The sequence below is a fragment of the Paraburkholderia sp. 35.1 genome, from assembly GCF_050436525.1.
GTDB lineage: Bacteria > Pseudomonadota > Gammaproteobacteria > Burkholderiales > Burkholderiaceae > Paraburkholderia > Paraburkholderia tuberum.
This window is the reverse complement of sequence record NZ_JBNDMJ010000001.1, coordinates 1,110,673-1,128,865: the sequence shown is the minus strand read 5'-3', so window position 1 is coordinate 1,128,865 and position 18,193 is coordinate 1,110,673. Positions and strand designations below refer to the sequence as shown.

17 protein-coding genes and 2 pseudogenes are annotated in these 18,193 nt (G+C 61.2%); 7 read left to right on the top strand and 12 right to left on the bottom strand.

The window, feature by feature from the left end; genetic code table 11:
• Positions 1-95: 95 nt before the first annotated feature.
• Positions 96-1,514, bottom strand: coding sequence for a DUF4384 domain-containing protein (locus OKW27_RS05440; RefSeq protein ID WP_429332775.1), 1,419 nt, complete (start codon positions 1,512-1,514; stop codon positions 96-98).
• A gap of 640 nt (positions 1,515-2,154) precedes the next feature.
• Positions 2,155-2,451, bottom strand: a complete 297-nt coding sequence (locus OKW27_RS05435) for a hypothetical protein (protein WP_184044542.1) — start codon at positions 2,449-2,451, stop codon at positions 2,155-2,157.
• 153 nt (positions 2,452-2,604) lie between these two features.
• Between OKW27_RS05435 and OKW27_RS05430 the strand changes: the two genes are divergently transcribed.
• Complete coding sequence (locus tag OKW27_RS05430; protein WP_429332854.1) at positions 2,605-2,817, top strand: tyrosine-type recombinase/integrase; 213 nt, start codon at positions 2,605-2,607, stop codon at positions 2,815-2,817.
• A gap of 203 nt (positions 2,818-3,020) precedes the next feature.
• On the opposite strand, the gene OKW27_RS05425 is transcribed toward OKW27_RS05430, so the two are convergent.
• Positions 3,021-3,950 carry a LysR substrate-binding domain-containing protein gene (locus tag OKW27_RS05425; RefSeq protein WP_429332774.1) on the bottom strand — a complete coding sequence of 310 codons (930 nt, stop codon included), beginning with the start codon at positions 3,948-3,950 and terminating at the stop codon, positions 3,021-3,023.
• A gap of 304 nt (positions 3,951-4,254) precedes the next feature.
• On the opposite strand from OKW27_RS05425, the gene OKW27_RS05420 reads away from it, so the two are divergent.
• The 3 genes from OKW27_RS05420 (at position 4,255) to OKW27_RS05410 (ending at position 8,040) form a co-directional block, all read left to right on the top strand.
• Positions 4,255-6,135, top strand: a complete 1,881-nt coding sequence (locus OKW27_RS05420) for an ATP-binding protein (RefSeq protein WP_429332773.1) — start codon at positions 4,255-4,257, stop codon at positions 6,133-6,135.
• Between the two features lie 229 nt (positions 6,136-6,364).
• Complete coding sequence (locus OKW27_RS05415) at positions 6,365-7,477, top strand: BMP family ABC transporter substrate-binding protein (protein ID WP_090811171.1); 1,113 nt, start codon at positions 6,365-6,367, stop codon at positions 7,475-7,477.
• A gap of 26 nt (positions 7,478-7,503) precedes the next feature.
• Positions 7,504-8,040 carry a nucleoside deaminase gene (locus OKW27_RS05410; RefSeq protein WP_429332772.1) on the top strand — a complete coding sequence of 179 codons (537 nt, stop codon included), beginning with the start codon at positions 7,504-7,506 and terminating at the stop codon, positions 8,038-8,040.
• A 149-nt stretch (positions 8,041-8,189) separates the two neighbouring features.
• Here OKW27_RS05410 and OKW27_RS05405 read toward each other — a convergent pair whose 3' ends face one another.
• Positions 8,190-9,257 (bottom strand): purine-nucleoside phosphorylase, encoded by a 1,068-nt coding sequence (locus OKW27_RS05405; protein ID WP_429332771.1) that lies wholly within the window; start codon positions 9,255-9,257, stop codon positions 8,190-8,192.
• A gap of 153 nt (positions 9,258-9,410) precedes the next feature.
• Here OKW27_RS05405 and OKW27_RS05400 point away from each other — a divergent pair.
• Positions 9,411-9,554: pseudogene (locus OKW27_RS05400) on the top strand (IS6 family transposase); the annotation flags it as partial.
• Here OKW27_RS05400 and OKW27_RS05395 read toward each other — a convergent pair.
• From OKW27_RS05395 to OKW27_RS05365, 7 genes and pseudogenes are all read right to left on the bottom strand, one after another.
• Positions 9,547-9,702, bottom strand: a pseudogene (locus OKW27_RS05395) (GntR family transcriptional regulator); the annotation flags it as partial. The pseudogenes OKW27_RS05400 and OKW27_RS05395 overlap by 8 nt on opposite strands.
• 130 nt (positions 9,703-9,832) lie before the next feature.
• Entirely contained in the window at positions 9,833-11,443 is a 1,611-nt protein-coding gene (locus tag OKW27_RS05390) for an HAL/PAL/TAL family ammonia-lyase (RefSeq protein ID WP_429332770.1), read from the bottom strand.
• 19 nt (positions 11,444-11,462) lie between these two features.
• Positions 11,463-12,254 carry an ABC transporter ATP-binding protein gene (locus tag OKW27_RS05385; protein WP_090811163.1) on the bottom strand — a complete coding sequence of 264 codons (792 nt, stop codon included), beginning with the start codon at positions 12,252-12,254 and terminating at the stop codon, positions 11,463-11,465.
• A 25-nt stretch (positions 12,255-12,279) separates the two neighbouring features.
• Positions 12,280-13,026, bottom strand: coding sequence for an ABC transporter permease (locus tag OKW27_RS05380; protein WP_184012210.1), 747 nt, complete (start codon positions 13,024-13,026; stop codon positions 12,280-12,282).
• Positions 13,027-13,044: 18 nt separating this feature from the next.
• Positions 13,045-13,767 (bottom strand): ABC transporter permease, encoded by a 723-nt coding sequence (locus tag OKW27_RS05375; RefSeq protein WP_429332769.1) that lies wholly within the window; start codon positions 13,765-13,767, stop codon positions 13,045-13,047.
• 94 nt (positions 13,768-13,861) lie between these two features.
• On the bottom strand, positions 13,862-14,722 hold the full coding sequence (locus OKW27_RS05370; RefSeq protein ID WP_429332768.1) for a transporter substrate-binding domain-containing protein: 861 nt from the start codon (positions 14,720-14,722) through the stop codon (positions 13,862-13,864).
• Between the two features lie 534 nt (positions 14,723-15,256).
• Positions 15,257-15,418 carry a hypothetical protein gene (locus OKW27_RS05365; RefSeq protein WP_429332767.1) on the bottom strand — a complete coding sequence of 54 codons (162 nt, stop codon included), beginning with the start codon at positions 15,416-15,418 and terminating at the stop codon, positions 15,257-15,259.
• A gap of 327 nt (positions 15,419-15,745) precedes the next feature.
• Here OKW27_RS05365 and OKW27_RS05360 point away from each other — a divergent pair, with 327 nt between their 5' ends.
• Both OKW27_RS05360 and OKW27_RS05355 read left to right on the top strand, forming a co-directional pair.
• Complete coding sequence (locus tag OKW27_RS05360) at positions 15,746-16,345, top strand: LemA family protein (RefSeq protein ID WP_184058641.1); 600 nt, start codon at positions 15,746-15,748, stop codon at positions 16,343-16,345.
• 52 nt (positions 16,346-16,397) lie between these two features.
• Positions 16,398-17,156, top strand: coding sequence for a M48 family metalloprotease (locus OKW27_RS05355; protein WP_429332766.1), 759 nt, complete (start codon positions 16,398-16,400; stop codon positions 17,154-17,156).
• On the opposite strand, the gene OKW27_RS05350 is transcribed toward OKW27_RS05355, so the two are convergent.
• A complete protein-coding gene (locus tag OKW27_RS05350; protein ID WP_184058637.1) occupies positions 17,111-18,028 on the bottom strand; it encodes a mechanosensitive ion channel family protein in 918 nt (305 codons plus the stop codon). The two genes, OKW27_RS05355 and OKW27_RS05350, sit on opposite strands and share 46 nt — an antisense overlap.
• Positions 18,029-18,193: the final 165 nt, after the last annotated feature.

Genomic DNA, 18,193 nt, shown 5'->3' with positions numbered 1-18,193 from the left:
CTGGCCGAGCAAGTTTATCTTTGCCGAAATCGGCCACGTATCTTTCTTTGCATATTTCGATTTCACTTGAGTTTGCGGGGCTCGGAGGAGCCCCACTATCGGCTGCCGACAGCGACGTTTAGCCGACCCACACTGAGGCTCGGCGCATTGAGCGCAAGCATCGCGTTCGTAATGTCTACCAGTGCCGGGAATCCCGTGATGGTCTCGAGCCCTGGACCCTTCAACTCGGATGGAAGATGTTCGAACACAGAAGCGTTTGCAGCGAAACACAGCACCTCCTCGTGGCCCGGTTTTTCGAAACGGATTGAAAATCGCTTGTCTTTAACAGGAATCGATGTGCTCGAATAGGCTTGCACCTCGCTCATCGGCTCGAAAGGGTTGGGATAAATCTGCGTAACGGTATGGCTCGCATCTTCGTAGTAGCAACGCAGCGCCGCACTTCGATTGAGCCGCACGTCCAGATTGAGCTCGTCACCCACCCGGGGATGATCGCCGCCTTCTGCACTCAGCGTGACGTCGATCGGACCTTGCCCTCCCTCCTTCAATGACAAGGCGTCCGACGCCGGAGCGACCGCGGATAGATCAACCTTCTGTACATTTCCGTGGACGTCAACCGGAACTCGCTTCGCAAGCATCGCCTGATAGGTCGGGAAGCTCAGCAATCCCGTGGACGGAATGTCCTGGTCCATCTGGAATTCCGCAATCGCAGCCTTCAGTTCGGTGGACGATATACCGTCCACGGGACCGTCGTAATAGGTCTCCCGGCGCAGGACAGTCTGCGCGAGCATCGTGAGATATGCCGGTGTTGCCGCGTCGTACCACGTGCGCAGTTCCCGCTGGAATTCCGGCGCTGCTTCGTTGAGCGACAGACATTGCCAATATGGCAGTTTCAGCCACTTTCCGACCAGCTCGATCATGCCGAGATCGACGAGGCTGCGCAGTGCGAGTCCGGACCCCTGGCTATGGTCGTTGCTCAACGAGAACTGCACCCCCGTCTTGAAGATCGTGCCGCCCCCTTCGATTCCGCTGCCGCTTTTTGCAACGATGGCGGAGTTGGCCGCATAGATACCTGGCACCAGCGTGCGGGTTCGTAACTCGCCCAGGTGCAATTCCAGCGCAATAATCGACGCATGCACGTCGCCATCATAGGCCAAGTCTGTGCTGAATTCGTGACCACGAATCGACCCGTCTGCCGAAATGCCGAGGCTACGCCGCTTGCCGACAACGTTTTCGTCGATATAGCTAACCGCGCCGGACACATAGACCTGCGGCGGCTCGATGTTCATTGCGTTCATTCCGAGCAGCAGACTGCTGAGATATTGAACAGTGTCCTGCTGAACCAGATTGATTTCGTAATCGACGAACTCGAACGTCTTGCTGCGCTCGGACATTTGCGCCAGCGCGGTAATCACGAGGTCCTTGACCGATGTTCCAGCCTTGCCGGAGGGATCGGCGATAGATTTACTCGTGATGCGGATAGGAGTCTGATGGGTGCTGGCGAGCATTTCGTCCATGCACGCCAACGAGCGACTGAAGGAGCTGATCGAACGAACCGGCTCGACGACGGGACTGCCTTCGGAATAGGCCTGCGAAATGACTTCCTTATGGTCGCGAGGCGTAAGCGCACACGATGTGACCGAAACCGCTGTGATGGCCGCGCAAACACGACCTGCAACGGAGGCGACAGGGTGCGGCCTCCGTTGAAAATAACGGTAAATTCCCAATTGATTCGCCTGAAAAAACAATAAGTGGCACTCAACAGCCGTTAACTATGGGACCCTTGATAACGACGATATTATCTTTCGGCGCCCTGACCCCTGGACGCTGGTTACCAAGGTCTACATTGCCGATGTCTGTTGTGCAGCCCTTGCCAACAGACGCGCCTGATGACGCGGAACTACTGGACGAAGAAGAGCCAGGGTTGGCATCCGCCCCGGTGCTTTTCGACAACAGACGATTTCTCGCCAGTGCCCTGGTCACCTTGCTCTGTTGACTGGGATCAAGACCGGTTCGAGAACCAATTTCGTTGGCGCGCGTGGACGCGCCATGCAGTGCGGCGAAAATGACAGCATTAGTAACTATTGCGAAGAGAATGGCGCGCACTCGGTGAGCTCCGCTAAGGCCGCGAGATACGATGTTCGCGACGCCTAAGTCTTACTTGCCCGAGACGGAGCCGATGTTGAGCTTCGCCTTACTCATGGCACCGACGGATGAGTTGGCCAAACCGCTGTTCTCGATGCTCAGCGTTTGCTTGTTATTGCCGCCGATCTTCACGTTGCCTTCGACCGAATTGGCGTTTAGAACAGATTCCGATCCAACACCGACAGCCGAGTTGGCAATCCCGGAGTTCTTGATCGTGGTGCTCTGGTTATTATTTCCTGCGATCTCCACCTTAGCTATAGCGACGCTGGCAGAACAGGCGAGAAGCGCGCACAGAATGTATGACTTCATTAGTTATCAAAAAATGTAAAAATAGAATGAAAAAATGAAACGGCCGTTAAATATCATTTGCAACCATTGTTCATGCAACGGCTCCATCTTCCGACTTTTCATCGAAACATACAATAAGAGTACTCTTAAATTACAAGTTTATATTTGCCAGGGGTGGACGTCGCATGCGCGGCGCGGCTCGAGTGCGCTTCTGTCCACTGGTTGCGCCATAGCGCGGGGTCGAACATGGCCGATGGCAACCTCGATCTGCGGCTCGCGCACGACAAGCTCGACCACGCGTCGCTGACGACCACAAGCCTGTATCTGCACAGCGACGATGTTCAGCGACATCAGGAAACAGAACTGAAACACCACATCGACTGGTGAGGGGTATCCACTTCACCTTATGGCTATTGAGGGCATTGCGCAATCGATCGCGCCTTTGAGAGGCTCCTGGCCGACCTCTGCCCGACGCTGATCGGCCCATCCCGACCCACAAGGGACAGTTGGATTTCTCCGTAACGGACGTTCAAGCGACTGGAAACGTTAAACCTCGCAAATAGCCAGGCACGGGCTGTAGTCGATCCGGGCTAAGCTTGACGCGCCCACGCAGTCTGATGCTGAGTCGCCCCGTTGCCTCCAATCTCGCCCATCAGATAATCGATGAACGACGCTATTCGCGAAGAAACGGCTGTATTGCGGTAATAGACAGCATGGATTGGCTGACGGACGTCCTTGGTTTGACGGGCGAGGATCTGCACGCGACGCCCTGTTTCGCGGTCCCGGTCGGTCATGAAATCCGACAGGCAGACAACGCCCACGCCTTCGAGCGCCAGTTGACGAAGCGTCTCGCCGCTCGATAAACTTGCCACCGGCTCGATACGGTACGGCTCACCGTCGGCACCGAGCAACGGCCAGACATTGAGCGACTCCGGTTGTGTAAAGCCCAGCAGTACGTGCTTGCCAAGGTCAGCGACCTCGCGCGGATGTCCGTGCGCCTCAAGATAGTCGGGACTCGCAAGAACACGCATGCGGCTACTGCCAACAAGCCGGCTATGCAGCGTCGAATCCTTGAGCCGGCCAATTCGAATAGCGACATCGGTGCGGCTCTCGAGTAGATCGATGATGCCGTCGTTCGTGTTCAGCTCCAGGTGAACGTGCGGATAGCGCGCGCGGTAGCCTTGCACAAGCGGTGCGATCATGTGCAGCATGAAAGGCGACGCTGCATTGATCCGCAGGAGCCCCGATGGGTTTTCCCGCCGCGCGACCATCTGTTCCTCCGCGCTTTCCACGGAATCGATGATGGCGCGCGCGTGTTGAAGGAACGCGCGCCCTTCCTCGGTCAGCTCCATCCTGCGCGTGGTCCGGCGCATCAAGGTCGTTTTCAGCTTTTCCTCGAGGCGCCCCAGCGTCCGGCTGGCCGCCGACACTGTCAGGTCGAGATGTTGGGCAGCTGCCGTCATCGAGCCGGTATCGACCACGGCCATGAAAGTCGCCAATTCGTCGAGGGTGATATTCATTCTTGATTTCTTTTCAAAAGAATTTTGTTTATAGAGCGGTTTGTGAACAAAAGTAAAGCTGGCAGACTCGGTCCGTCAGAATCCTCAATTCCTTCACGAGGGAATACAGCCGCCGGAGGGCGAGACAAAACTTTCTCCAATGTCACGGAGATTTAATAAATCCAACAGGCTGTTTCTGGAGACATACGCCGCGACGTTCAGGCTTGCGCAGACCAGGCGGGCAACTAACTCTGCTTAGCCGGAATGCGACTGACACCGGCATAAAGCCGGCGCGCAACTCACCTCGATCAATGCGAGCACAAACATGACGGTTACCGAGCGACCCGCGAATTACGGCACCAGCATGATCGACCTGGGCCGGTTTCAGATCGATTTGGAGATGCGGACGCTGCACCAAAGCGGCACGCTCGTACCTGTCGGATCTCGCGCCTTCGATATTCTTGCCGTGCTCGTGTCGGCCGCTGGACGACTCGTTACGAAAGACGAATTGTTGGATAGTGTCTGGCCGAAAACCGTCGTCGAAGAAAACAATATCCAGGTCCATCTGTCCGCGTTACGCAAAATACTTGGTGAGGATCGCAACCTGATTGTCACGATCCCTGGTCGCGGGTATCAGTTGCGACGACGACCCGTTGAGAGCCCGGCTCCTGCGGTCGAGTCCCGAGCCTTCAGACGTAGCCTGCCGCTACGCGAAACCCGGCTCACAGGCCGCGACGCGGCCGTTCGGCAGATCAGCATGTTGCTCCAGACTACGCAGGTATTGACGCTCACTGGAGCCGGCGGTATAGGGAAGACGAGCCTGGCTATAGAGGTAGCACGGCAGGCATCGAACGATTCTTCCCGCGCTGTGTGTTTTGTCGAACTTGCCACGGCAACAACCGAAGATGCGGTCCTATGCGAGGTCGCCGAAGCATGCGGGCTGTCCACGCTCGATGCTGCAGTCGACATTGCGCAACTGGCTGCGGCGGTTTCCGGCAAACGTCTGCTCCTCGTGCTGGATAACGCCGAGCATGTGATCGACGCGGTCGCGCGGATCGTCGACGCACTCGTAGCGGCAAGCGAAATTCTGCGTGTGATGGTAACGAGTCGTGAACCGCTTCGCCTGATGCAAGAGACGGTGTACCGGGTCGAGCCGCTCGACGTGCCGCCTTCGCATTCAACCCATGCGGAGATCGTCCAGTTTTCAGCGGTAAAGTTGTTTTTGCTGCGCGTCAATTCAATCCAACGGTATGCATACGCCGGCTGCGAGGAAATTCATCTCATCGGCGAGATCTGCCGCCGGCTGGACGGCATTCCTTTGGCGATCGAGCTGGCAGCGGCGCGCGTCGCTGGCCTCGGCATCGGGGGAGTTCATCGCTATCTGCACGACCGTTTCAGTTTGCTGACGGGCGGCTACCGGACCGCTCTGCCACGCCATCAAACCTTACGTGCGACGTTCGACTGGAGTTTCTTCATCCTGAATCCATGCCATCAGTTACTGTTCAGGCGCCTCGCGGTATTCAGCGGCGGCTTTACGTTCGATGCGATGTGCGCGGTGGTGTGCGACGAGAAATACGCTGTGGCGGACGCGATCGGCGGCATCGGCGATCTGGTGGCGAAATCGCTCGTCAACATTGAGCTGGAGGGGCCGGTAAGCAGGTATCGCCTTTCCGATTCGGCACGTGCCTATGCGCTGGAAAAGCTGCATGCGCAAGGCGAGCAGAGGCTGATCGCGGCGCGCCATGCACGCTATGTCTCCCATTGCTTGCGACCGTGTCTGGCTGACAGTGTCGCTGAACAATTGGACCTGGAAATCGATTTCCGGCAGTCGCTGGATGATGCACGCAGCGCTTTCGATTGGGCGTTCTCGCAGCATGGCGATACGCGGATTGGAGTCGAGCTCGCGGCAGGTCTCACAGAGGCGCTGCTCGATGCGGGCCTGATTCACGAATGCCGCACGCGTGCTGAGCAGGCCATCGATGCGCTTGAAGAACTGCCCCCTGCCTCGGTGGACTCAGACACCGAAATGCGCGTACGTGCCGCTCTCGCCTCGGCATTGATCTATGCTCAGGGGCCCGTGTCAAAGTCGGCACAATCGTGGACGGAAGTGCTGGCTCTTGCTGGCGATACAGGCGACGGTTCTGGTGCAAATAGTGAAGGTGAATCGGTTAAAGTGTTGCCCCCCGATCTCATCATCCGACAATGATGTCCGAGCGCGGCCTGTCGCTGGCCCACACGACGATCGCGGTCTCCTATTCGAACTCCGCGATCCGCAGGCCAATTTCCCAATGGCTTCATATCCATTCCGTTATACGACACATAACGAATCGATATTTCGGCCTTGATATTGACTCACCATCATCGCTGACGCGACGCAGCCAGTCGGCTGGACGACTGGCGTCGTCCCCTTCCAGTTCCCCATCTTCGGAGACTCCATGAGAACAAACTTCGCTCGCGCGGTGGTGCGCTCACTGCGCCCTGCGGTTACGCTTTTAGCCGCGCTTGGCATCTATGTCGCGTTGAGCCCCACTGCCACCGCCGCGGTGCCGATGGGCGTCGCGTTCGTCTACCTCGGCAACCCCGGTGACGCTGGCTGGACCTACGCACACGAACAGGGTGTGAAGGCGATCGAAGCGAGGTTCGGTGACAAGATCAAGGTCACGCGCGTCGAGAACGTACCCGAATCCGCTGACTCGGAGCGCGTGTTTCGCGACCTCGCGAACAAGGGCAACAAGATTATCGTGGGCTCGAGCTTCGGATTCCAGGACTTCGAACTGAAGACTGCAAAGGATTATCCCGACGTCGTCTTCGAGCATGCGACCGGATACAAGAAGGCCACGAACTTTGCGACCTATGACGTGCGCACGTACCAGAGCGCCTATCTGGCTGGGCTCGTCGCCGGCTATACGACGAAGACGAATACGCTCGGCTTCGTCGCCTCGGTGCCGGTCCCGGAAGTGGTGCGCAACATTAACGCTTTCACAATGGGTGCGCGTTCGATCAATCCGAATGCGAAGGTAAAGGTCATATGGATCAATAGCTGGTTCGATCCAGGCAAGGAGAAACAGGCGGCCGAAACGCTGATCGGCCAGGGAGCCGACGTGCTGATCCAGAACACCGATTCGACGGCGACAATGCAGACTGCCGAGCAGAGGAAAGTGCACGCGTTCGGTTGGGACTCGGACATGAAGAAGTTCGGCCCGAATGCCCAACTGGGCGCATGCGTGAGCTACTGGGGCGTCTACTACTCTCACCTGATCGAACAGGTGCAATCCGGCACGTGGACCAACGCGCCGACGTGGTGGGGTCTCAAGGAAAAAGCAATCGACCTCGCTGACATCAACACTGCAGCCGTATCGCCTGCCGCGCAAAAGGCGCTGGCGCAAAAGCGCGACGACATTATCGCGGGCAGATTCGATCCGTTCTCCGGACCGATCAGGGATCAGAATGGCGCGATCAAGGTGGCAGCCGGCACGTCGCTGCCCGACGCCGAGCTGCTGCGGCTCAACTGGTTCGTCCAGGGGGTCGAGGGCACGTTGCCGAAGTAACTCAGCCAACGTGGAGGAGACACACTTTGAGCCTTGCCATTTCCCCGAAACAGAACGCGTCGGCGTTCCCTGAGCAGGGGCTCGCGCCGACACGCGAGCAGATCGTCCGCCATCTGCGTCATGCAAGCGTCATCGCAGAACGTGCGATGCTGTTGGGCCGTCACCCGTTTGGCGCCATACTTGTCGGGCCTGATCAGGAGTCGGTTCTAATGGAACAGGGCAATGTCGATTCCGTCAATCATGCGGAAGCGGTGCTCGCGCGTATCGCCGCGCTCGACTTTACGCCGCAATTCTTGTGGGGTTGCACGCTCTATACGACGGTTGAGCCATGTTGCATGTGCGCAGGCACGGCATATTGGGCCAACATTGGGCGGGTGGTGTTTGCAATGACGGAAGAGCGCCTGCTGCAAGCCACGGGCAATCATGCAGAGAATTCGACGATGAGTGTGTCGTCGCGGTATGTCTTCGACCATTGCCAGAAGCGCATTGAACTGGTTGGACCCGTGGCCGAGGTCGAGGAAGAAGTGATGCAGGTGCAGCGCAGGTTCTGGGGACGCCGATGAGCATGGCGCATCGCGGCCTTATGTTCGCATCATGCCGCGCGCGGAGCCGCCACCGCCCGCGCAGCGGCCGCCGCGGCAACTGACGACAACGGTGGACACGAGCGCTGTGCAGACCGGCACGCGGTACCCTTCACCACGCCGCAAACGCGCTACCGCTGCGGTACGCCGTCGCGCCACTCGCCCCAATGCGTGACGATGTCCTGCACGAGCGGATTGCCCGTGAGGAACAGATTGTCGATCGCGATCGTGAAGCCCCCCTGCGACGAGTAGTTGAGCAGATTGTCCGCGCTCGACTGGCCCGCGTACGGCCGGTCGAAGTCCGAGCCAGCGCGCAGCACCGCGACACGGTTTAGGTCAACGCGATGCACGGTCGCCGCGCGCGTCAGCGCCTCGAAGGTGGCGTTGTCTTCCTGCTGCGTCGTGCAATAGGTGCCCTTGCCGTCGGTCAGGATCTTCGTCCATTGCCGCGCGCGCTCGCCGAGATCGGTGCCCGACCACCAGGTATCGCCCGCCAGCGTGTCACACTGGATCACGGTCGGCGGACGGTTCGCGGGCGCATAGTTGTATTTGGCGCGGGCAGCCTGCGCCTGTGCGTCGTCGGTCAGCGTCACGTTGCGCGACAGCGCGAATGCCGCGCTCGAAAGCGCCGGATTGAGCTGGAACACTTCGGTGCGATAGTCGAGCGGCGGCTTCTGCGTCGGGCCCGTCGTGTTGATGCCGAGATAACCGGTATTCCAGCCAGGCGGAATTTCGCGTCCGTCGATTTCCCATTGAATCCCGAAGTCGACGAGCCAGTTCGCCCACGCAGCGGAACCGACGGTGCCCTGAAGCGGATCAATACCAGCGATGCCCGCCACCATGAAGTACGTATGACGCAAGTCGAAACGCGGCGAGAACGTCAGCGCCATGATCGACGCGGCGGCATTCGCGTGCCCCATGCCCGTCGTCATCACGCAGACCTCCTGGCGATTGCAGTGTACGGCAGGGTAGTCAGGAGACAGGCCCGCGACGGTGATGTCCTGCCACGGGCCGAGATGATCGAGCCACACCTGGCCTTCCGGACCGAACATCGAAATGATCATCACCTTGACCGGCCGGCCATGCGACGCGCCGTCGTCCCGCGCGAAGCTGTCGTCGGCATGCGCGATGGCCGGTGCAACTGCCGCGCCTGCCACGAGCAACGAGGAAATCGCTGCACCAAAAGCACGATTTAGCATAAGAGGTCCCACCTGATATGTAAGAACTGCGGTTGCAAACGTGAATCGCGTGCCGTGTTGTCGACTGACGTCGTGGTTTTTTGTCGGCGTGCAGCGTGGGACCTGGGCGTGAGCCGTTCAGGTGACAGTGAGTATAAGCAGAGAAAAATCTGTATTGCCAAGCGGACGAATGTCATGCTCGGCTTTAACCGTTTCAGGAACGCCACGATCACTCTTGCAGGCATTGAGTTGACGCATCGCATTCGCAAAGGCCAATTCAACCTGGCGAAGCTCGGCCTCAAAGATACCGCCGCGTGAGCACACGTTGTGCGCTCAACTCGCGCAACACGCGCGAAACGGTCATGCGTGCGACTCCGGACTCCTCGACCAACTCGGTTTCCGAAGGGATCGCGTCTCCAGGCTTCCAGGTGCCATCGGCTATGCGCTCGATTACATAGCGCTTGATCTATTCGTATGCTGGCGCAAGCTTGCGCTGCAGCTTCAACCGCTTCGCCTCTCCACCCGCCTGCGCCGCCTCAGTCATGACTGTCCTGGTTGCACCGTGAACGATTTGCGCGCGCCGCGCGACGCCGGCCTCAAGTACCGACCGCCCCGGGCAAAGCATCGTTCGCCGAGGCCGCCGCGCTGCCCGCCACGCAGTCCGTTGGTGCCGGAATGCAGAAATCCCGTGAGGGCCGGACCGTCAGCGGGCCGGGCAACGGCGGCGGACCATCATCCATGATCATGTGGAATGCGCGTGTCATGTCGTCCGCAAGCGGACGGTCGTCACGGTAGGTCGGCAAGACAGCGCGAACCTGGCTATACAACGCCTGCGTATACGGCGCGCGCTCGGCCACGATAGGCTGCAGGTCGTATGCCTGAACCGCGGCAAGCAGTTCAATGCCAAATATGCGGCCGCTGTTGTCGATGACGGCCAGCGCCTTGAGCGCGGCCGGCGTGGCGTGGCAAAGGTGATCTTCCTGCAAGCCGGACGTCACACCGCCGTCGAGGCTCGCGGGCGCGGCCTCGCGGCGGTTCTGCGCGACCAGCGCCGCCGCCGTGTATTGCGCGATCATGAAGCCCGAGCGGGTGCCGCTCGCTTGCGCGAGAAACGCGGGCAACCCGCTCACGAGCGGATTGACGAGACGATCGAGACGCCGCTCCGCCATCGCGGCCACCTGCGCGACCGCAACCGCGAGGCTGTCCATGGCGAGCGCGATCGACGCGCCGACGGCGTGCGCCTGCGAGAACACGCGCGGCTCCTCGGGCGTGCCGGCGATGATCGGATTGTCAGTCGTCGAGGCGAGTTCGCGGTTCACGACTTCGGCCGTCGCAGCCAGCACATCGCGCGCCGCACCGTGCACATGCGGAATCGTGCGCATGCTGAGCGGATCCTGCGTACGCCGTCCGAGTGCCGCCGCCAGCAGACCGCTGCCCAGCAGCGCCGCGCGCATGCGCGCGCCGACCTGCGCAAGGCCCGGTGAGATGCGATACGCGAGCGAGCCCGCGTCGAACGCCACCATCTGCCCGCCGAGATTCTCGAAGCTCATCGCCGCCACGGCGTCGGCCCAGTCGAGCAGCCGGTGCGCGCGTTGCAGCGCGAGCGCCGCGAGCCCGGTCACGCACGGCGTGCCGTTCACGAGGCTCAAGCCTTCTTTCGCTTCGAGCGACAAGGGTTCGAGCCCCAGCCGGCGCAGCGCCTCCGCGCCGCTGATGCGCTCACCACGCCAGTTCACGTGCCCCGCGCCGACGCACACGAGTGCGATATGCGCCATGTGGCTCAGATAGCCGACCGAACCGAGCGCGGGCACTTCGGGCAGGCAATCGGCCTGGAGCAGCGCGACGAGCCGCTCGACGAGTTCGACGCGCACGCCCGAATGCCCGTGCGCGTAATTGTTGATGGCTGCGGCCATGATCGCGCGCGTCTCCTGCGCGCCGAGCGACGCGCCGACGCCCACCGCGTGGCTCATCAAAATGTTGTGCGAAAGCGTGTGCTGTTCGGCCGGCGACACCACCACGTCGCACAACGCGCCGACCCCGGTGTTCACGCCATAGGCGCGCATGCCGCGCGCGATGATCTGCTCAACGAGCGCGCGCGCGGCGCCAATGCGCTCGCGCGCTTGCGCGGAAAGCTCGAGCGGTGCGCCTGCCGCGACGGCGCAGACTTCGCGCCAGTCCAGCGGGCTTCCGGTACGGATGACGGTCATGATGAACCCCGACGATGGATCAATGTGCGTTGCGGTCCTGATGGCTCGACACGAACTGGCGGAAGCGCTCCGACTTCAGTTCGCCGAATACCTCCGCGGGCGTGCCGTCCGAATCGACCTGGCCCTGATCCAGGAACATCACGCGATTGGAAACGTGTTTCGCGAAGCCCATCTCGTGCGTGACGACGAGCATCGTGCGGCCCTCGTCGGCAAGCGTGCGCATGACGCGCAGTACTTCGCCCACGAGTTCGGGATCGAGCGCCGAAGTTGGCTCGTCGAACAGCATCACCTTCGGATGCATCGCGAGTGCGCGCGCGATTGCCACGCGCTGCTGCTGGCCGCCCGAAAGATGTGCGGGATAGTGGCCACGCTTGTCGGCGAGGCCGACCTTCGCGAGCAGCGCCTCGGCTTCCTCGACCGCTTCGGCGCGGCTGCGCTTTTGCACGCGCATCGGGCCTTCGATCAGGTTCTGCAGCACCGTCATGTGCGACCACAGGTTGAAGTTCTGGAACACCATACCGAGCTGCGAGCGCACGCGGTCCACCTGGCGGCGGTCGCCCGGTTGCAGCTTGCCGTCACGGCGGCGCTTCATCTTCAGCGCTTCGCCGGCAAGCGCGACGGTGCCGTCGTCGGGCATCTCAAGTAGGTTCAGGCAGCGCAGGAACGTGCTCTTGCCCGAGCCGCTCGCACCCAGGATCGAAATCACGTCGCCTTCGTGGGCGTCGAGCGAAATGCCCTTGAGCACATGATGGTCGCCGAACGACTTGTGGATGTTCCTCACGGACAGGGCGACCGGTGCGACTGCGTTCATACGATTCTCCGGAAAGATGGGCCGATCAAGACGCGACGCGGCGGGTTTCGAGTTGCGTGGCGGGACGGCGCACGACGGTGGGCGCGGCGCGCAGATGGCGCGAGAGGCGCCGCTCGACGAGGCCGATGAGGCGCACCACGAGGAAATTCAGGCATAGATAGATCAGCGCAGCGCACGTGAACACCTCCGTCGTGCGATAGGTCTGCTGAATGATCTGTTGCGCGACACCAGTCACTTCCCAGACGGTGACAAGGCTTGCGAGCGCCGTCGACTTGACGAGCAGCACGGCTTCAGTCGAATAGGCGGGCAGGCACTGCCGCAACGCGATGGGGCCGATCACGCGGCGCAGCAGCGCGAAGCCCGACAGGCCGATTGCATGACCCGCCTCGATCTGCCCGACCGGCACGGCCATCAGGCCGCCGCGGATGATCTCGGCGGTGTAGCCCGCCGTGCACAGCGCGAGCGAGAGCACGGCGCACACGTAGGGCTCGCGCAGCACGGGCCACAGGAAGCTTTCGCGGATCACGCCGAACTGTCCGAGCCCGTAGTAGACGAGAAACATCTGGATCAGCAGCGGCGAGCCGCGGAACACGAGAATATAGGCGCGCGCGAAGCGGTTAGGCAGCCAGTGCGGCGAGACGCGCATCGTGACGATCACGAGCGAAAGCAGGCCGCCGAGCACGAGCGAGGTGAAAAAGAGGCTCAGCGTGGTCGGCACGGCGGCAACGAGCTGGCGCGTCGTGTCGAGAAGAAAATCGAAATCGATATGCATGATGAGGCCGCCCTTGCGTCAGTTGCGCGCGAAGTTGCGCTTGAAGGAGCGGCCGACGATCGTCTCCGCCCGGCCGAACACACGGTTCGAAACGCCCGTCATCGCGAGATAGAGCGCTCCGCCAACGACGAAGAACAGGAAGTACTGGTGTGTCGATCCCGCCGCGACCTGGCTGGCACGCAGCAATTCGACGAGACCGGTGACCGAGATCAGCGCCGAGTCCTTGAGGCTCAACTGCCACACATTGCCGATACCCGGCAGTGCGAATCGCAGCACCTGGGGAATCAGGATGCGGCGCGCCATGGTGAACGTCGGCATGCCGATCGCGCGCGCAGCTTCGAGTTCGCCGCGCGAGACAGCTAGCACGGCGGCGCGATAGACCTCCGTCTGATACGCGCCGGAAATCATGCCCACCGCGAACGCGCCAATCACGAACGGCGGCACGCCGATGAAGCCGTCGGCACCGAACCACTGCCCGATCGAGGACACCAGCGTCGAGCCGCCAAAGTAGAACAGATAGATGACAAGCAGTTCCGGCACGCCGCGGAAGACGGTCGTGTAGAAGTCGCCGATCACGCGCGCCGTGCGAAAGCGCGAGAGCTTTGCCGCTGCGACGAGCGCGCCGAATACCGCGCCGATCGCGAGCGCCGCAAGCGTCAGCACCACCGTCATGAACGCACCGAGCAGGAGCAGGCCGCCCCAGCCATCGGTCCCGAAGCCGAGCATTTCGAAAAGAGCCATCAAGCCACCTCACCAAGCCTGCGAAACAAGCCGCGCGGCATCAGCCTTTCGAGCCGGATCAGGCCGAAGCGCGCGGTCACGTTGTGAGCGACGCTCAGGGCGTCACGTCGGTCTTGAACCACTTCTCCGAAAGCTTCTTCACAGTCCCGTCGGTAATCGCCGACGTTATCGCCGCGTCGAACTTCGTCTTCAGGTCCGCGTCCTGCTTGCGGAACGCGAGGCCTTCGCCCGGCCCCCAGATCAGGCCGCCGATCTTCGGGCCGGCCGTCACCGTCGGCATCGCTTCCTTCTTGTCGGCATTTGCGGCGTAGTACGTCACATCGTCGAACGACGCGTCGATGCGGCCATTGGACAGATCGAGATCGCGTTCCGGCGAGGTCTTGTAGACGCGGATCGACGCGACATCCTTGAAGTTCTCGTTGATGAAGCGCGTATAGACCGTGCCCGACTGAATGCCGATGGTCTTGCCCTTGAGCGCCGTGCGCAGCGCCTGGACAGCGGGCGCGTTCGACTTGGCGTCGGTATCGAGCTTCAGCGACGCCGGGGTGTCGGTTGCCTTCGGCAGGATCTTCGTGTCGGTGACCGCGAAGGTCGCCGGCGTGGACGCATACGGCTTCGAGAAGGCAATGATCTTCTCGCGCTCTGGCGTGATCGAGATCGCATCCATCAGAACATCGAACTTTCCGGCTTGCAAGCCGGGAATCATGCCGTCCCAGTCCTGCGCCACCAGATTGCACTTGAGTTGCGCCCGCGCGCACAGGTTAGCGGCGAGTTCGGGTTCGAAGCCGCCCAGCTTGCCGCCCGGCAGCGTCATGTTCCAGGGCGCGTAGCCGCCTTCGAGGGCGATCGTCACTGTCGTCCAGTCCTTCGCCTCGGCGGTGTTGCCCGTAAGCGCCGCCGCTCCAAACGCGGCACCGATCAAACTCTTGACCAACCATCTGCACTTCGCCTGCATGTCCACACTCCTTGGATTGCCGAAAACTTCATTACGGTAGCGCGCCAATCGCGGTTTCGTCTTGTCTAGACAAGATGCGGGAAGTCGAATTTTGGCGCAAGCGCAATTTCTGAAAATGTCGCCGATTCAGGGTATCCACCAGGTCAGGGTCTCGGATCGGGCGCTTTACCCCGCCTGGCGGCGAACGCACAGTGGCAGTCACGGGTAAATCGCATCAGCGACGATGCCGATGCAGTTCGTCGCTGGGCGATAGCCGGGGAAGGCCTTGTCTACAAGTCGCGACTGGACCTCATCGACGATCTGAAGGCAGGTCGACTGGTGGAGTTGTTTCCGCCGGCGTATTGGAGCCTTCGCCGCTGCACTTGATTTGTGCTCACCGTGCGCAACTGACACCGACGATCAGCGCGTTGAATGCCTTCCTGCGCGAGCGCTGCTCTGCATTGCTGGCCAGCTACCTCTCGGGAGGCTCCCGATCTGCGTAACGAAGTTCGCCCTTTCCTGATCGTCTCAATGAGTCGACCGAAGGCTCAGGCGCTAGCTCAGTGTCTTGAACTGGATACCCGGCCAGGTGAGTTTTGGCAGCCTGCTTTCCAGGCAGGTGCGGAGTTCCTGCACCTGCGCCGCTTGGTCGGAATCTTCCGGTCTGATGAGGTAATACGCGTCACCACTTCCAACGGCGGTTTTAAACGGCAGCACGAGTTGCCGCTCGTCGATCGCGTCCTGTCGACCAGTTGCATCTCGCCGACGACGTTGCGCTCGCGGTCCGCGCGAACGTCGCGGTCATTACGACGCTCTCCGCACAGATCGCCATCGTGGAAAAGCGTCTTCGAAAAAACGTCGCACACACGCGGACTGCGCCCTCTTTACTCCAGTACCCGGCAATTGATGAAGCACGCTTAATTCGCACCCTTTGTCTTATAACAGTTTCACGAATTGATTGAATTAAATGTCATTTCACTTATCCTGTTTCCATAGTCGCGCGATGGTCCAAACCAGCAGTCCTCTCGTCGGAGGTCACGGCCAATGAGTCCCGTCGTCGTCACCCTGCTCGTGCTGCTGGGGGTCGGGCTACTGCTCGCGCTCCGCCTCATGGGCATCTACAACGGGCTAGTGGTCGCCCGGAACCGCTTCGCGAACGCCTTCGCCCAAATCGACGTGCAGCTCAAACGCCGCTACGAGCTGATTCCGAACTTAGTCGAAGCGGTCAAGGGCTACATGGGTCACGAGAGGGAGACACTCGACGCCGTCATCAAGGCCCGCAACAGCGCGATGGCAGCCGAGCAGAAAGTCGCCGCCAACCCCAGCGACCCGGCGGCCATCAGGGGGTTTAACGAGGCCGAGGCCCAGCTCGGCGGCATTCTGGGCCGGCTCTTTGCGCTATCCGAAGCGTACCCGGACCTCAAGGCCAACCAGAACATGCTCGCCCTGCAGGAGGAACTGAGCTCGACCGAGAACAAGATCGGCTTCGCCAGGCAAGCCTTCAACGACGCCGCCACCGACTACAACAACCAGCGCGAAGTCTTCCCAGCCGTCATGGTGGCCGGCATGTTTGGTTTCAAGGAAGCGTCACTGCTCGAAACCACAGAGGCCGAGCGCGCAGCGCCCAAGGTGTCGTTCCGGTAACCCGGAACCGCCACGGCTCCGTGCGCTTCACGCTCTCAAAACCGCGCCGGCCATGGCCACCAATTTCTTTCAGCAGCAGGATTCGGCACGGCGCAAGACCTTCCAGCTGGTGGTCTATTTCGTCCTCGCGTTCCTGATTCTGATCGCCCTCGTGTACGGTCTGTTGGTGGCGCTCAGCATGTATGGCGCTCACGAGCCAGTGTCCTGGTGGCAACCTGACATGCTCCTGCTCGCGGCGCCGGCGGTGGGCATCCTGGTCGGCGGTGCCAGCGCGCTCAAGGTGGCCCAGCTCGCTTCTGGCGGGCAGGCCGTCGCCTTGATGTTGGGCGGTAAGGAGGTGCCCGGCACGACCACCGACGCGCGGCAGAAGCGGCTGCTCAACGTCGTCGAGGAGATGGCCCTCGCTGCGGGAGTGCCGGTGCCCCCCGTATATGTTCTGCCGGAGACCGGCATCAATGCCTTCGCGGCCGGCTACGCCCCGGGCGATGCTGTGGTCGCCGTCTCCCAGGGCTGCCTCGACTACTTGACCCGTGACGAGCTGCAGGGCGTGGTGGCGCACGAGTTCAGCCATATCCTCAACGGCGACATGCGGCTCAACATCCGGCTGATCGGCCTGATCTTTGGGATCATGGCGTTGTCCATCATCGGCCGCAGCCCCAGTTCCTGCCGCAGCGTCAGACGCGTCCATTGCACAGCTCGCCGCAAAAACTGGCGGGTTCCGGCCGGCCTTCCCACGCCAACAGCGCGGGATCGAAGAACCGGGGGTTACACCCCCTGCTCCGGTTTTCTGATCGCGGATGACCCTGCCTGACCGGCGGCTGCGCCGGTGACCGACGCGGCCGTCGCGCTCGGCACGATGTGCAATTCACGGGTGCGCAACGGCAGCGAACATTGCGCGTCGGTCAATGTTTGACGCACCCGGCGCGCGAGTTCCCAGCGCATGGTCCAGAACATGTCCGTGTTCGACCAGACGCGGATATTCAGCACCGCGGTGCTGTCGTCGAAGCGGATGACCATCACCTGCGGCGCGGGATCGCGGAGCGCACGCGGGTCGGCGGCGGCGAGCGTGCGCAGCGCCTCAAGCGCGCGATCCACATCGTCACCGATCGAGATCTCCACTTCGAGATCGAGCCGGCGCATCGGATTACGGCTGAAGTTGCGGATCGAATTGCTCCACAACGCGCTGTTCGGCACGTATTCGCAGATGCCGTCGGGTTTGGTGAGACGCGTCGTGAACAGATTGACTTCGTCGACCGTGCCCGCGACACTGCCGGCTCCGCCCTCGATATACTCGCCGACCTTGAACGGCCGCAACACTAGCAGCATGATGCCGGCCGCGATGTTCTGCATCGTGCCTTGCAGCGCGAGACCGACCGCAAGACCGGCTGCGCCAAGCACGGCAATGATGCTGGCCGTCTGGATGCCTAACTGCGACAGCGCACCGACGATCGCGACAATGCGAATGCCCCACAGGCCGATGTCGCAGAGGATCGGTCGCAGCGTGGCGTCCATGCGTGATTGACGCGCAAGAAGCCGGCTCAGCGACATCGAAGCGCGGCGCGCGACCCACCATCCGATCACCAGTATGCCCGCAGCGGCGCCCAGATGAATCGAGAACGCGGTGAGCATATCCAGCAGGAAGGCCCATCTGCCTGGACTGATTTCGACGAGAAGATTCTCCATGTTTCTTGACGATCCCTATATTGGACAGCGGGTAGATTGCCGCGCGCGAGCATCGACGGTATATGTGGACGAACTCGACTGGCTTCCGGGAATTTAACCAGATAACTTCCGTTTTGGGCATTATCAGCGGTTAAAGCTGCGTGTTTTTTCTGAGCTGTTATCCAG

Coding starts and splice junctions, on each gene's coding strand:
- OKW27_RS05415 (WP_090811171.1), top strand. CDS start 6,365: ATGAGAACAAACTTCGCTCGCGCGGTGGTGCGCTCACTGCGCCCTGCG.
- OKW27_RS05425 (WP_429332774.1), bottom strand. CDS start 3,950: ATGAATATCACCCTCGACGAATTGGCGACTTTCATGGCCGTGGTCGAT.
- OKW27_RS05355 (WP_429332766.1), top strand. CDS start 16,398: ATGGCCACCAATTTCTTTCAGCAGCAGGATTCGGCACGGCGCAAGACC.
- OKW27_RS05420 (WP_429332773.1), top strand. CDS start 4,255: ATGACGGTTACCGAGCGACCCGCGAATTACGGCACCAGCATGATCGAC.
- OKW27_RS05405 (WP_429332771.1), bottom strand. CDS start 9,257: ATGCTAAATCGTGCTTTTGGTGCAGCGATTTCCTCGTTGCTCGTGGCA.
- OKW27_RS05375 (WP_429332769.1), bottom strand. CDS start 13,767: ATGGCTCTTTTCGAAATGCTCGGCTTCGGGACCGATGGCTGGGGCGGC.
- OKW27_RS05350 (WP_184058637.1), bottom strand. CDS start 18,028: ATGGAGAATCTTCTCGTCGAAATCAGTCCAGGCAGATGGGCCTTCCTG.
- OKW27_RS05370 (WP_429332768.1), bottom strand. CDS start 14,722: ATGCAGGCGAAGTGCAGATGGTTGGTCAAGAGTTTGATCGGTGCCGCG.
- OKW27_RS05380 (WP_184012210.1), bottom strand. CDS start 13,026: ATGCATATCGATTTCGATTTTCTTCTCGACACGACGCGCCAGCTCGTT.
- OKW27_RS05390 (WP_429332770.1), bottom strand. CDS start 11,443: ATGACCGTCATCCGTACCGGAAGCCCGCTGGACTGGCGCGAAGTCTGC.
- OKW27_RS05440 (WP_429332775.1), bottom strand. CDS start 1,514: ATGGACGAAATGCTCGCCAGCACCCATCAGACTCCTATCCGCATCACG.
- OKW27_RS05385 (WP_090811163.1), bottom strand. CDS start 12,254: ATGAACGCAGTCGCACCGGTCGCCCTGTCCGTGAGGAACATCCACAAG.
- OKW27_RS05360 (WP_184058641.1), top strand. CDS start 15,746: ATGAGTCCCGTCGTCGTCACCCTGCTCGTGCTGCTGGGGGTCGGGCTA.
- OKW27_RS05435 (WP_184044542.1), bottom strand. CDS start 2,451: ATGAAGTCATACATTCTGTGCGCGCTTCTCGCCTGTTCTGCCAGCGTC.